This is a genomic window from Pedococcus sp. P2_E5, assembly GCF_056403895.1.
Map to the genome: position 1 here is coordinate 1 of NZ_JBFUEP010000024.1, position 13,826 is coordinate 13,826.

The 13,826-nt window shown below is 71.0% G+C and carries 11 protein-coding genes; 3 read left to right on the forward strand and 8 right to left on the reverse strand.

The features are described from left to right. Window positions 1-527: 527 nt before the first annotated feature. Together AC1DVZ_RS09740 and AC1DVZ_RS09745 are read left to right on the forward strand one after the other, a co-directional pair. On the forward strand, window positions 528-749 hold the full coding sequence (locus AC1DVZ_RS09740; RefSeq protein WP_477613175.1) for a DUF7455 domain-containing protein: 222 nt from the start codon (window positions 528-530) through the stop codon (window positions 747-749). Window positions 750-773: 24 nt separating this feature from the next. Next, the gene (locus AC1DVZ_RS09745; protein WP_477617988.1) at window positions 774-1,259 is read left to right on the forward strand and encodes a DUF456 domain-containing protein; all 486 of its coding nucleotides are present in this window, start codon (window positions 774-776) and stop codon (window positions 1,257-1,259) included. 57 nt (window positions 1,260-1,316) lie between these two features. On the opposite strand, the gene AC1DVZ_RS09750 is transcribed toward AC1DVZ_RS09745, so the two are convergent. The 6 genes from AC1DVZ_RS09750 to AC1DVZ_RS09775 form a co-directional block, all read right to left on the reverse strand. Next, the gene (locus AC1DVZ_RS09750) at window positions 1,317-1,718 is read right to left on the reverse strand and encodes a DUF3040 domain-containing protein (protein ID WP_477617989.1); all 402 of its coding nucleotides are present in this window, start codon (window positions 1,716-1,718) and stop codon (window positions 1,317-1,319) included. A gap of 146 nt (window positions 1,719-1,864) precedes the next feature. Then, window positions 1,865-3,172 carry a DNA polymerase IV gene (gene dinB, locus AC1DVZ_RS09755; protein WP_477617990.1) on the reverse strand — a complete coding sequence of 436 codons (1,308 nt, stop codon included), beginning with the start codon at window positions 3,170-3,172 and terminating at the stop codon, window positions 1,865-1,867. A gap of 19 nt (window positions 3,173-3,191) precedes the next feature. Next, window positions 3,192-3,965, reverse strand: a complete 774-nt coding sequence (locus AC1DVZ_RS09760; RefSeq protein WP_477617991.1) for a methyltransferase domain-containing protein — start codon at window positions 3,963-3,965, stop codon at window positions 3,192-3,194. 95 nt (window positions 3,966-4,060) lie between these two features. Further along, window positions 4,061-7,978: a DNA polymerase III subunit alpha gene (locus AC1DVZ_RS09765; RefSeq protein WP_477617992.1), complete on the reverse strand. Its 3,918-nt coding sequence runs from the start codon at window positions 7,976-7,978 to the stop codon at window positions 4,061-4,063. Then, the gene (locus AC1DVZ_RS09770; RefSeq protein WP_477617993.1) at window positions 7,975-8,439 is read right to left on the reverse strand and encodes an SAV_6107 family HEPN domain-containing protein; all 465 of its coding nucleotides are present in this window, start codon (window positions 8,437-8,439) and stop codon (window positions 7,975-7,977) included. The genes AC1DVZ_RS09765 and AC1DVZ_RS09770 overlap by 4 nt, the downstream gene beginning before the upstream one ends. Beyond that, window positions 8,439-8,783 carry a DUF6504 family protein gene (locus tag AC1DVZ_RS09775; protein WP_477617994.1) on the reverse strand — a complete coding sequence of 115 codons (345 nt, stop codon included), beginning with the start codon at window positions 8,781-8,783 and terminating at the stop codon, window positions 8,439-8,441. Before AC1DVZ_RS09775 ends, AC1DVZ_RS09770 begins: the two co-directional genes overlap by 1 nt. Before the next feature lie 397 nt (window positions 8,784-9,180). Between AC1DVZ_RS09775 and AC1DVZ_RS09780 the strand changes: the two genes are divergently transcribed. Next, a complete protein-coding gene (locus AC1DVZ_RS09780; protein ID WP_477617995.1) occupies window positions 9,181-9,711 on the forward strand; it encodes a YbaK/EbsC family protein in 531 nt (176 codons plus the stop codon). A gap of 12 nt (window positions 9,712-9,723) precedes the next feature. On the opposite strand, the gene AC1DVZ_RS09785 is transcribed toward AC1DVZ_RS09780, so the two are convergent. Together AC1DVZ_RS09785 and ggt are read right to left on the reverse strand one after the other, a co-directional pair. Then, complete coding sequence (locus tag AC1DVZ_RS09785; RefSeq protein ID WP_477617996.1) at window positions 9,724-11,916, reverse strand: hypothetical protein; 2,193 nt, start codon at window positions 11,914-11,916, stop codon at window positions 9,724-9,726. 82 nt (window positions 11,917-11,998) lie between these two features. Then, window positions 11,999-13,792, reverse strand: a complete 1,794-nt coding sequence (ggt, locus tag AC1DVZ_RS09790; protein ID WP_477617997.1) for a gamma-glutamyltransferase — start codon at window positions 13,790-13,792, stop codon at window positions 11,999-12,001. Window positions 13,793-13,826: the final 34 nt, after the last annotated feature.

The following is a 13,826-nucleotide window of genomic DNA, read 5'->3' on the forward strand; positions in this document are numbered from 1 at the left end:
GTCGATGATCTCCCACAGGCAGTGCATGAGTCCGCGGCCATCGGTCGAGCCGATGTACATGCCAGGGCGCTTGCGGACCGCTTCGAGGCCCTCGAGGACCTGCAGGTGGTGAGCGCTGTAGTCCGACGTCGACTTGGTGGTCGCGGCCTTCTTGGCAGTGGTGGCGGTGGCCAACGGTCCTGTGCTCCTGTGGTGGGTTCTGGCTCCCCCCGTGCTCACGGAGGTGGTCCCCACGCTATCCCGGTGACCCGCGCGCCCCGCGCAGGCACGCGGCATACGGTCCTCAAGCCCCGGAAGGGCAGATTTCCCATCCACCGGACGCCCGACCTACGAATCACCCATTGCGACATGAGATGACACACATGGTGACCCAATACCGCCCGGGAAGAAGTAGGCGTGCTTGACTGTTGACCACGGCACCGGATGGGCCACCAGGGAAGTACTCCCCACGGTGGAGCAACCAAAGTCCGGGGTAGGACGTCTCTAGGAGACAACGCGCCTCCGGGCGCAACGAAAGGAAGGCTGACGTGACCACTGCACTGGCACCCTCATTGAACGCGGCCGACCGCTGCGACCGCTGCGGCGCCCAGGCCTACGTGCGCGCTCGCCTTCACGCGGGTGGCGAGCTGCTGTTCTGCGCTCACCACGGACGCGAGCACCTGCCCAAGCTGCGCGAGCACGCCGACATCCAGGACGAGACCGAGCGGCTCCACGAGACGCCCCCAGTCGCTCCCCTCGAAGAGCGGTAGGAAAGCCACACCGGACCTCCCGCCGTGGAGGCCACCCTCTGGGTCCCCGCCGTCCTGATCCTGATCGGGATGGTGGGGATCGTCATTCCCGTCATCCCCGGGCTGTTCCTGTGCCTGGCCGCCGTGTTCGTGTGGGCCTTCGACACCCGGAGCACCCTCGGCTGGTCGGTGTTCGCCGTCTGCGCCGTCCTCTACCTCGCCGGGGTGGCGCTGCAGTATGCCGTGCCCGGACGGAGACTGCGCGAGGCCGGCGTCCGCCGGTCCACCCTGGTCATCGCCGTGGTGGTTGCCATCGTGGGGTTCTTCGTCATCCCCGTGGTGGGTGCGCCCATCGGGTTCGTGCTCGGGATCTACCTCGTGGAGCTCGGACACTCCCAGGACAGGGCCGCGGCCTGGGTCTCGACGAAGGCCGCGCTGAAGGCGGTGTTCCTGTCGATGGGGATCGAGCTGCTCGCTGCGCTGGCCATCGCCACGACGTGGGTCGTCGGCGTGCTGTTCAGCAGGGTCTGAGCGCCCGCGTCAGTAGCCCGGGGGGTCTGGATCGCCCTGGGTCCGGATCAGTCCGGGTCAGTAGCCGTCGTCGCGGCGGCGGTCCCAGCGCTCCTCGATGCGGTGCATGAACGAACCGCCGGACCGGGGTGCCTTGGACTTGGTGGGGGTGGCCCGACGCACGCTGCCATCGGGCTGGACGGTGCCCAGGGCGGCCTTGCGCCGCGGCGGCGTGAGGGCGAAGGCGACTGCCCCGACCATCACGGCGAAGCCGATCGCCCCGATCCACATGGTGGTGTTCACCCCGACCAGCACGAGCGCCAGCCCGGCGACGACACCCACCACCCCGACGGCCATCCGACGACGTGCCGACGCACGCGCCCCGGCGCCCTGCATCTGGGACGCGAACTTGGGGTCCTCGGCATACAGCGCCTGCTCCATCTGTTCAAGCAGCTGCTGTTCGTGCTCGGAGAGCGGCACGGTGACCTCCTGGACGTTCGGCGTGCACCCACTAAACGCATCAGGCCACCGAATCGTTGCCCATCTGGGAGCATCGTTGCCGGTCAGTGGCCGTCCGCTGACTTCTTCAGGATATGTCCCCGCGCGTGGTTGCACTACCCGTTCGTTCAGCCAGGTCTGGGCTGGCCGCGTTGCGTGTCGCGCTGCGTGTCGCGGGGCTTGTCGCGGGGCTTGTCGCGGTCGCTGCTGGCATCCCGATCGGGGATCAGGCTCGCCGGTCGCACGCTGCCGGCCCCGAACCGCGCACTGGCCCGGTCGACTGCCCGGTCGGCGTCGCGCCAGCCGTGGTCGGGCTCGTCCAGCGTGCCCTGGATGGGGGCCCCGACGCTCTCGACCAGGCCTTCCATCCGCACCCCGACCAGCCGGATCCGGGCCCGCTGCAGCCCCAGCGCGTCGTAGAGGCTCTTGGCGGTGTCGAAGATCTCGCGGCTCACATCGGTGGGGTCGCGCAGCGTCCTGCTCCGGGTGATGGTCGTGAAGTCGGAGAACCGCACCTTGATCGAGACCGTGCGGCCGAGGACCCCGGCCGAGCGGACGCGCGCCGCCGTGCGGTCGCTCAGCTTGAGCAGCTGCCGGTGGATGTATGCCGGGTCGTCGACGTCGAACTCGAACGTCTCGTCCGAGCCGATGCTGCGCTCGCGACGTTGGGTTTCGACGTGGCGCGGGTCGCGCCCCCAGGACAGGTCGTGCAGGTGCGGCCCGGCGCTCTCGCCCAGGGCCCGTCGCAGCGTGTCGACGGGGGTGTGGGCGATGTCGGCGACGGTGTGGAGTCCGAGGCGCAGCAGCGTCTCCTCGGTCTTGTCCCCCACCCCCCAGAGCGCCCCGACCGGGAGCTGTTGGACGAAGGTGACCACCTCGTCGCGAGGCACGACGACCATGCCGTCCGGCTTGGCCAGTCCCGAGGCGAGCTTGGCGACGAACTTGGTGGGGGCGACCCCGACCGAGCACGTGATCCCCTGCTCGTCGTGGACGATGTCGCGGATGAGCTGGCCGATCCTCGCGGGGTTGCCCAGCCGGCGCAGTGAGCCGGACACGTCGAGGAAGGCCTCGTCGAGCGAGAGCGGCTCGACCACCGGGGTGATCGTCTCGAAGGTCGCCATGACGGCAGCCGAGATCTGGCTGTAGAGGTGGTGGTCGGGGGCGATGACGGTCGCCGTGGGACACAACCGTCGCGCTCGGGACATAGGCATTGCCGAGGCCACACCGAACTTGCGGGCTTCGTAGGTCGCCGAGAGGACGACGCCGCGGTTGCCGCCACCGCCGATGATGACGGGAGTGCCCACGAGCTCGGGGCGGCTCAGCAGCGACGCTGAGGCATAGAACGCGTCCATGTCGACGTGCAGGACGGTGCACCCCGTGTCATCGGGTGGGTGCTCCGCCCCACGCTGCGGGAGCGCGTACTGGCGCCGGCTCATCGGTGGTCCCGGCTCGCCCTCAGCGTCGGGCGAGGACGTGGACGGCCGCGCCGAGCTGTCCGAGGAAGCCGAAGTCCGGGTGGCGGCTGGCGACCTGTTCGAGCTCGAGCAGGGCGATGCGGTCGGCATCGGAGTCGATCAGTGCCGACGGCACGAGGTCGCTGAACAACCGCACGCCGTGGACGTCCTCGACCACGAGCCCGGTCTGCTCGACGAGGGCCTGGAGCGCGGCGGCGTCGAACCGGCGCGGCAGCGGGTCGGCGCCACCCCAGCGGCCGTCTGCCGACGTCAGGGCGGTGTGGGCCTGGGCGAACTGGCCGGCCAGCGCCCGGGCCAGGACGACGGCGAGCCGCCCTGCGGCCACCAGGCTGAGGTACCCGCCGGGAGCCAGCACTGCGGCCAGCGCCGCGAGGGTGGCCTCGGGGTCGTCGACGACCTCGAGGGTGCCGTGGCAGCAGACCAGGTCGACCGGTTGGTCGCCCACGAAGTCGGCAAGGGAGTCTGCGTCACCCTGCAGTGCGGTGACCCGGTCGGCGACGCCACGCTCGGCGCTGCGCCTCGACAGGGAGGCGAGGGCGTCCGGACTCGGGTCGACGACGGTGACGTCGTGGCCGAGCTCGGCCAGCGGCACCGCGAGGCCGCCTGTGCCACCCCCGAGGTCCAGGACCCGCAGGGGGCGACCAAGCTCGGCCTGCTGGCGCTCGATGAGGGTGCGCACGGAGGCCCACACCGCCGAGGTCCGCAGGGCTGTCTCGACGCCACCGCGTCGGGTCCGCCACTGCTCTTCGGCCACGACGGCCACCTCCTGTGCTGGGTCTGCGGGTGCGCTGGCCAGCCTAATGGCCAGTCGTGTCGGTGACGGCCTGCCGTGCCCGACACGACTGGTGGTCAGTGACCAGAGCTGCCGGGGCTCGAGTGCCAGAGCTTGCGCGGCGGTGTGAACTGATCTGCCCCTCCCGCGTCGGGCACCGACGCCCCTTGACCGAGGCGGTGCGACCCCCGCACGTCCTCCCCCGGCGGCCGGGTGTCGGCGTAGGGCGACTGCCGGAATCCCGAGGCGTGCACCAGGACCCGCCTGCCTCCGTTCACCTCGTGCTGGTGGGCAGCCTCCAACGCCTCCGCCTGCTCGGTGGCGGCGCGCTCGCTGGCGTCCATCGCGGCATACACCGCCTCGAGGCCACCACCTCTCCACGCGTCCCACAACGGGGTGAGCTCCCACGCACCCGTCGCCCGCAGCGAGATGCCCCGCGGACCGGTGCGGCGCACGACACCACGGACGAGCAGCATCCACGAGTGGAAGACCGTTGCGGCATAAGGGCCTTGGACATCCTCGAAGAAGGTCGCGTCGATCGGTCCGGTGGAGTCGTCGAGGGTGAGGAAGACGACCCGCCGCCCTGACCGGATCGGTGGCGTCTGGGTGGCGACCTTGACCCCGCACGCCCACACGGTGGATCGGCTGCGCGCCCGCAACAGGTCTCGACTGCGGGTGACGCCGAGCGCATCGAGCATCGGAGCGTAGAAGTCGACCACGTGGGCGCTCGCGTCGAGGCCGAGGATGTCGAGCTCGGCGCGGACGCGTTCGGGGCCGCTCAGCTCGGGCAGGCCGGTGCCACTGGTGAGCTCGGGTCGGTCGCCGAGGTCGAGCGCGAGCTGGGTCGGCTGCAGGTCGGCTGCCCGCACCGGCTGCGCTGCCTGGGACTGCGCCGCCGCCCGGGCCCGCACCTGACCACCCTCGAGGTGCTGGTCCGACACCGGCAGGGCGCGGCTCCCCCTCGCCCGGCGTGGTGCCGCCCTCCGTGCGGAGCGGTCCAGCGCCCGGCCGTAGCGGTCGAGCTCTGCGACGTGCAGCAGCAGGTCACGACGGGTGGTCCTGCCACGGCGTCCCAGTCCCCCGGCATCGATGCCGGCGGAGGCCACCCGCATGCCGTAGAGGCTGTCGAACCCCCCTGCGAGGACGAGCCGTTCGGCGATCGGACGCGAGACGTGGGCGCGGTGCCAGAAGTCGGCCAGCCCGGCATAGGGCTGCCCGGCGACGATGCGGGCCACCTCGGCGTCGTTGATGCCGCGGACGTCGGCCAGGGACAGCCTGATGCCGTAGTCGCTGGCATCGGGCAGGTCGGGGTGCGGCGGGACGAACCCGGACGGGTCGCCGCCGTCCAGGCGCTCGATGCGGTAGCTGCCGGTCGAGACGTTGACGTCGAGGCCGAGCACGGCGATGCCCAGGCTCCGGGCGTCGTCGAGGATGAGCCGCTTGGGGTACATCCCCGGGTCGTGGGTGAGCACGCCGGCGAGGAACGCGGCGGCATGGTGGGTCTTGAGCCACGCGGAGTGATAGGTCGGCAGGGCGAAGGCTGCGGCGTGGGCCTTGCAGAACCCGAACGACGCGAACGCCTTGAGCACCTCCCAGATCCGGTCGACATCGGCCGGCGCATAGCCGCGGGCCGAGGCAGCCGGTCGCCACCAGGCCTCGATCTCGAGCTGTCCCTTGGGGGTGCCGAGGGCACGACGCACCTCGTCGGCCTGGGCCAGCGACACCCCGGTCGTCTCGGCGACGATCATCAGCACCTGCTCGTGGAAGACGACGACCCCCTCGGTCTCGCGCAGCGCCTCGATGAGCGTGGGGTGCAGGTAGCTGACGTCCTTCCAGCCGTGACGGGCCTCGAGGAACGGCGTGATCATGTCGGACTTCACCGGGCCGGGCCGGAACAGCGAGATGTCGATGACGAGGTCCTCGAACCGCTCCGGACCGAACTTGCCGATCAGCTCACGCTGTCCGGGGCTCTCGATCTGGAAGCAGCCGAGCGTGTGGCTGGTGCGGATGAGCCGGAACGTCGCCTCGTCGTCGAGCGGCACCTGGGCCTGGTCGTCGAGGTCGACCTCGATCCCGTCGACCCGCGCCACCTCCTGGACGGCGTGGGCCATCGCCGACTGCATCCGGATGCCGAGGACGTCGAGCTTGAGCAGCCCGAGCGTCTCGACGTCGTCCTTGTCGAACTGGCTCATCGGGAAACCCAGCCAGCTCGCCTCCACCGGCGTCCGGTCGAGCAGGCTGCCGTCGGAGAGGATCACCCCGCACGGGTGCAGCGCGATGTGGCGGGGTAGGCCGTCGAGCCGCTCGACGAGGTCGAACAGGGCTCGCAGCCGAGGACTGTCCAGGCCCCGCGAACGCAGCTCGGGCAGCTCGGCGATGGCGTTGCGGGCGTCCCGGGCCCGGATGTGCGGGAACGCCTTGGCGATCTCGTCGATCTCCACCGCGGGCAACCCGAGCGCCGCCCCGACGTCCCGGATGGCGTGCCGCACCTTGTAGGTGTCCATCATCGACACGCAGGTGACCCGCTCACCGCCGAACCGGTCGAGGATCCGCTCGTAGACCTCGGTGCGGCGGGCCGACTCCACGTCGATGTCGATGTCGGGCAGCTCGGCCCGCAGCGGCGAGCAGAACCGCTCCATCAGCAGGCCGTAGCGGATCGGGTCGACCCCGCTGATCCCGAGCAGGTAGTTGACCAGCGACCCGGCTCCCGAGCCGCGGGCCGCGACCCTGACCCCCATGTCGTGGATGAGGTCGACGACCTCGGCGACGGTGAGGAAGTAGGTCGGGTAGCCCAGCTCCGCGATGACCTTGAGCTCGTCGGTGAGCCGACTCTCCACGGCCATCAGGTCGCGCTCGCCGGCCCCGGGGTAGCGCCCGGCCACGGCCGCGCGGCACCGTTGCTCGAGCACCACCTGGGCACTCATGCCGGGATCGACCCCCACCCGCTCGGGTTCGGGCAGGTGGACCGACCCGATGCCGAGGTCGTGGCGGGCGCTCTGGGCGCAGCCGAGCCCGAGGGCAAGGGTTCGCCCGACCAGGTCGTCAGCCCGGCCGAGGTCGCCACCGGTGACCTCACGGGCGATGGCGTGCATCGTGTCGGTCGTCGCCAGGTGGGCGGCGTCGGTGACCCGGTCGAGGTGCCGGGTGTCGAGGGCGACCAGCCGCCGCGCGGCGTCGAGCACGTCGACGACGGCCGACTCCCCCGGGTCGACGTGGCGCACCGCCGCAGTGAGCACCGCGGGGACACCCTGCTCGTCGGCGAGCCCCAGCAGCCGACGGGCATGGCTGCGCGATGCCGGAGTGCCCTCGGGTCCCCCGTGGCAGACCACCTCGACGACGAGGGCGTCGGGCGGCAGCCTGCGTCGCCAGACGGCCAGCAGCTCACGCGCCCGGTCGGTGCGCTTGGCCAGCAGCGCCCGTCCCACGTCGGAGTCCGGGCCGAGCAGCACCACGAGTGGACTGGGCTCCCCTCCACCAGCTCCACCAGCTCCACCACCTCCACCAGCTCCACCAGCTCCACCTGCGCCGCCGCACGCTGCTGCGACCACGGCGGCGGAGCTCACGGGCACCCCCCGCTCGCCTCGCAGGTGGGTCTGGGTGACCAACCGGCACAGGGCCGCCCACCCCACCCCGGCGGGCACACCGGCCGCCCGCCCCCGCGCGAGGACGGTGACCCGTGGGTGGCGGGCGTCGCGCTCGGCGCCACCCCGGACCGGGGTCCGACCCACCGCAGCCGGGCCCATCGCCGGACCCATCGCATCCGGACCGACCACATCTGGGCCCACCGCGAGGTCGACTCCCAGAACGGGTGCGATGCCTGCCGCGGTGGCTGCCTGGACGAAGCGGACCGCACCGTAGAGACCATCGCGGTCGGTGAGCGCGAGGATCGGCTGACGGTGCTGGGCTGCGCGTTCGACCAGCGCCTGGGGCGTCGCGGTGCCGTAGCGCATCGAGAACCCCGACGCGACGTGCAGGTGGGCGAACTCGGTGCTCACGGGCCGGCCCCCGCCGTCACCGTGCTGGTTAGCGCGGTGGGCACCAGCAGGTGGTCGTGTGGCGACCTGGGCACCGGCAGGCCCAGGGTCCGGCAGACGAGGTCGAGGAAGAGCTCGGACTGGCGCAGCAGGTCATCGGCCTCCCGCGCACTGTGGTCGTGGTGGCGGCGAGCTCCCACGACGTCGAAGAACCCGGCCCACTCGGAGAGCTCGGGCGCGACCGTGGGCAGCAGCTCCCACAGGCTGCGTGGACCGGACTGGCCCGCGGACGGGTGGGTGGAGGTGATGCGGGTGGCGACCACGGCGGCAGCGGCGCGCAGTGCGCCGAGCTGTGCCTGGTCATAGCGTCGGGCGACCTCCTCGCTCTGGCAGGCCTCGAGCAGGGAGTGCCGCGCCCGATCCAGCAGGTCGAGCGTGGCGCCGGCTCCGGTGGCCGTCCCCTGGGCGGTCCGGGCGCCCATCAGTCCGCCACCCTCAGCAGCCGCCACTGGTTGCCTGCGTGACTGGCGGGGTCGGCGCACAGGTCGTAGACCCCGATCCCGGCGAGTCGGCCGGCGCTCGCCTCGACCCGCCAGACCTGCCGCTCCCGCGCGTCGGTGAGCACGTCGGTGCCCTCGCGCTCGCGGGCGTCGCGCCACCACGGCCGCCGCTCCTGCCAGCGGTCGAGCACGGCCCGGACGACATAGAGCCGGCCACGCCAGACGAAGGCGTTCGGGCCGCGCCCCGCCACCTCTCCCAGGCCAGGGGTGAGGTCCTCGCGAGCGCCCTCTCGGACCTCGATGGGCTCTTCGTAGCGGCGGACCACAGGTGCTCCTTCAGGGATCTGGTTCGGGTGGCGGTGGCTGTTCAGTGGTGGTGATGGTGATGTCGGCGGGCACGGGTGGAACAGAACCGGGCAGGGCACAGCGCCACCGGAACACAGCGCCACCGGGGCACAGCTCGGCTGCATCACACGGTGATGCGCTCTGGCCCTGTGAGGGGCGGGGTCGAGGCGCCTGCTCACAGGGCCAGAGCCGCAGTGGTCCCCGGGGTGACCGTCCGCCACGGTGTGGGGCCGTGTCCGGTGGATCGGTCGTCGTCGTGAACCACGAGTTCGAACAGGTGTTCGAACAAGGACAACGCTACACCCCGCCACGGACAGTCCGTCAACCCCTGGTGGACGACTGGTGACAGGCGTGTCCGGACGGCCCTAGTCTTCGGCCATGACAGCGTCCGACGTGCCGACGTCGGCCCCCGACCTCACCGGCCACCCTGCCGTCCGCAGGGTCCTGCAGACCCTTGCGGTCCACCACGTCGTCCCCGAGGTGGTCACCCTCCCGGACGCCGCGCGCACCGCGGCCGCAGCTGCCGCCGCGCTGGGCATCACCCCCGCCGAGATCGCCAACTCGCTCGTCTTCCGGGCCCACGCCCCGGACGGCACGGTCAGCCCGATACTCATCCTCACCTCGGGCGCGCACAAGGTCGACCTGGTCAAGGTCGCCGACCTCGTCGACGACGTCGACCACCTCGACCGGGCCGATGCCGACTTCGTCCTCGCGGCGACCGGGTTCACCATCGGGGGCGTGGCGCCGGTCGGCCACCGCAGCCAGGTCCGCACCCTCGTCGACGTCTCCCTCAGCCGCCACCGCCACGTGTGGGCGGCCGCCGGCCACAGCCACACCGTCTTCCGCACGACCTACGAGGAACTGCTCAGAGTGTGCGGACCGGGCGCCATGCCCATAGAGGTCTGCTGACGTCCGCAGCGCTCAGACACTCCGACGCCCATTGGTTCCGGACCCCGGATGCGATGCAGACGCGCTGGTAGGCGCCCGGCGGCGGAGGGGTCCGCGACGCCGCCACCCTGACGCTGACAGAACGACCCAGAGCAACCCGGCGAGCACGGCTGTCCACAGCGCCCAGAGCTCGAGCCTCCACCCCGGCGGATCCCACCGCACGGTGATCGTCGAGCCGGCCGCCCCTGCAGGCACAGCGGCCCGCACGAGCATGCCGTCGACCGGATCCGCGAGCTCGGCACCCTCGACCGAATAGCCCGGCCAGGCGAGTCGGCTGAGCGTGACCGTGCCGCCCTCGGACCCCACCGCGGTCACTCGCAGCCTGACCATGCGATCCGTCACGGACTCCTCCTCCACGGCGAGGTGGGCGGAGGTCGCCACCACCCCTCCGGCTGTGGCAAGGCGCACGTCACGCTTCCAGACGACGGTGAACTCCGTGCTCTCCGAGAGACTCCACCCAGGGGGTGGATGGGTGAGGTCCGAATTCGCGAAGGACGGGCGGTACATGACCAGGGTGCTGACCGAGAGCAGGTCGATCCACGGCCGCCCAGTGCCGGGCTCCGTCGACTGCAGGGCGTCGAGGGCCTTCGTGCACGTGGCACCGCTGTACACCCGGCAGAACTTGTCCTGGAACCTGCGGAAGTTGATGGTCGTGTACCCGTTCTGGACATCCTTGGTGTCGAGGTACCACGCCGACCCGATGAGCAGGTCGTGGGCGATGGCGGGATTCTGGTTGCTCTGGCTCTCCGCATTTCCCAGCACCATGACGTCGCCCCACGCCGACGTGATCCGGCCGCCGTACTGCGTTGGCGCCGCCGGCATGTGCCTGTCGGCTGCCGGAGGCACAGGTTGAAGTGCGTACTGGACGACGAACAGTGCGACCGTCCACACCGACACCACGCCAACTGTCGTTCGTGCACCCCGGTGAGCGAGCGACCACGCCGTCATCCAGAGCGCCACCACCAGCAGCACCACGCCCTCGAACACCACCTCCAGCTGCTGCGGATCACGGGCGACGACGACATAACCGGCGACACACACCCAAGCCACCGACAAGAGGAAGCGAAGCCGGGAGACTCGCGTCAGGAGGCATCGTGAGGCCACGACGGCAAGCAGCACGATGAGGGGCACCATCAGGGCCGGCATCACACGCATGGGCCACCGCAACGGCCCGACGGCGCTCGGACCCAGCACCCAGAGGGTGAGAACCACGGTCGAGACGAGCGCCCCAGTCAGGTCGCGGCGTGAGCGACGGAGCCGCCCGAAATCCATCCACAGGACCACGGGCAGGAGCCACACGAGGTAGTTCCTCTTCAGGGTCGGCAACATCGATGTGAAGAGACCCTGGAGGTCCGTCGTGAGCCGGCCTCGTCCGACGACCACCCACGGGGCGCGCGAGGTGAGGGGCGCCGTCAGCACCCCCGGCAGGTACACCGCCACCGTGACCAACCCGCTGAAGACGAGCAGGCCGAGGACCGTGAACAGCTCTCGTCGGGAGCGGGAGATCAGTGCGTCGACCAGGCAGCCCAGCAGAATCACCGTCAGGTACATCGCGCAGTAGACGTAGCCCACGGAGACGACCAGGTAGCACAGGACCAACGCGCCGGCAGGATTGCGCCCCGCCATGGCCCTGCGGGTCAACCACCACGCCCACGGGAGCAACGCGGCCCCCATCTGCCCGTTGACCCACGAGGGCCACTCGTTGAACACCGACTGGCCCGAGAACCCCACGACGAGTCCGGCCACCAACGCGAACGGCTCGCGCGCTCCGTAGCTGCGGACGACCAGGTACGTACCCAGACCGCCGAGCACGATCAGCCCGATCTTGAGAACCGTGACGAACACGACGACGTCGGGCACCACGGTGGTCACCAGACCGATGAGGATCGTCAGCGGGCTGAACAGACCCCACTGCCCCTCCGCGACGTAGTTCCCGGCCTCCCAGGCCAAGGGTTCCATGAGGGGGAGTTCGCCATCGCGCAGACGCTCGCCGAGGTGGTACCACCAGCCGACGTACGCGATCTGGGTGTCGCCACGGAAGTAGTACCGACCAACCCAGAACAGGGGGATGACACCGATACCGGTCAGCAGGAGCATGAGCACGCAGGGCCCGGCCGGTGGGCGCCACCGGTTCTGGACACGACGCGGCTCGGGTTTCGCCGACACGTGGCCAAACTACAGTCGAACCACCGCAAACGGCGGATGAGACCGCACGCAAGTGCTGTGCTGGGAACTGCAAAGTCGCAGGTCAGGGCGCTGGAAGCACCACCCCAGCGTCACCGCCGCCGCGTCGCACCGGCTCGGCGACCGCGACCAGGGCGCCGTCCTCACGCTGTTCGATCGCAGTCACCGCCCCGATCTCGGCCACAGTCACGAACGAGTGACCGCGCGCGGACAGCGCCGGCCCGAAGGAGGCGATGTAGGCCGCCTCTGCGGACACCGAAGCGGTGTTGCGTTGCGACGCCCGCGGGGCGGCCACGGCATCAAGGAGCTCGTCGCCGCGGTCGAGGCGGTTGAGCAGGGTCTGCAGCACGGTCGTGATGATCATCGACCCGCCCGGTGAGCCCACCGCCAGCACCGGCTCACCGTCGTCGAGCACGATCGTCGGGGCCATCGACGACCTCGGCCGCTTGCCGGGAGCGGGGAGGTTGGGATCCGGCGCCCCACCCTGGGTCGGGGCGAAGTTGAAGTCGGTGAGCTCGTTGTTCAACAGGAAGCCGCGTCCCGGGACGACGATGCCCGAACCACCGGTCTGCTCGATGGTCAGCGTGTAGGAGACGACATTGCCCCACCGGTCCCACGTGGTGAGGTGGCTCGTGGAGAGGCCCTCCTGCTGGCTCCGCTCGGCGCCGACAGGAGCCGGTGCGCAGGCGGCGTAGGCGCCGTCCGGCGAGCCCGGCGCCACCGGCTTGGTCGCCGCCGACGCTCCGATGAGGCAGGAGCGTTCGTCGGCGAACCCCTGCGACAAGAGCTCCGCCAAGGGGACGTCCACGTGGTCGGGGTCACCGACGAACCGGTTGCGGTCGGCGAAGGCGAGCGCCGTGGCCTCGAGGTAGCGATGCTCTGCCTCGACGCGGTCCAGCGCGCCGAGGTCGCTGCTCTCGAGGATGTTCAGGGCCTCCCCGACGGTCGACCCTCCGGAAGAAGGCGGCGCCATCCCCGCCACCGCCAGCCCGCGGTAACCGACCATGGTCGGGTCCCGGAACAGCGCCTCGTACCCCGCAAGGTCGGCGAGCCGCAGGAGGCCCGGTCGGACCGTCCTGGTCGATCCCGGGGCCACCGGCGGGTCCATCACCGTTGCCACCATCTCCTCCGCGAGCTGGCCGCGGTACAGGTAGCCGGTCCCTTGGTGGCCGAGTCGGTCGTACGTGCGCCCCAGGTCAGGGTTGCGGAAGACCGAGCCGACCTCGGGCGGAGAGCCGTCGGGCAGGAAGAGCGCTCCGGTGCTGGTGAAGTCGGCAAAGCGGGCCGCGTTGTCGATGGTCTGCTGACGGAAGGTCTGGTCGACGACGAAGCCGGACCGGGCCAGCTGCGCGGCCGGGCGAAGGGCCTCGCGCAACGACAGGGAACCCCAGGTGCGCAGGGCGAGGTCCCAGGTCGCGGGAGTGCCGGGAACGCCCACGGACAGTCCGCTGGTCACCGCCTCGGCGAAGGGGATGGGCGTTCCCCCCTCGACGAACGCGTCTGCTTCCATCAGCTGGGGGGCCGTTTCGCGGCCGTCGATGGTGTGGACCCTGCCGGATGCCGCGTCGTAGTACACCAGGAACCCGCCGCCACCGATGCCCGCGCTGTAGGGCTCCGTGACACCGAGGGCGGCGGCCGTGGCGACAGCCGCATCGACCGCGTTGCCGCCACGACGCAAGACGTCCAGGCCGATCTGGGTCGCGTAGGGATCGACCGAGGAGACGGCGCCGCCTCGACCGACGGCCAGGGGGTCCTTGGGTGGAGCGGCGGGGACGGCCGAGGCCTGGCCCCCGAACAGCAGGGAGGCCGCAAGTCCGGAGACCGCGGCCGTCACGAGTACACGCGAGCGCTGGATCATGGCAGTCCTTGGTGTGACCGAATGGCAAGCCAGC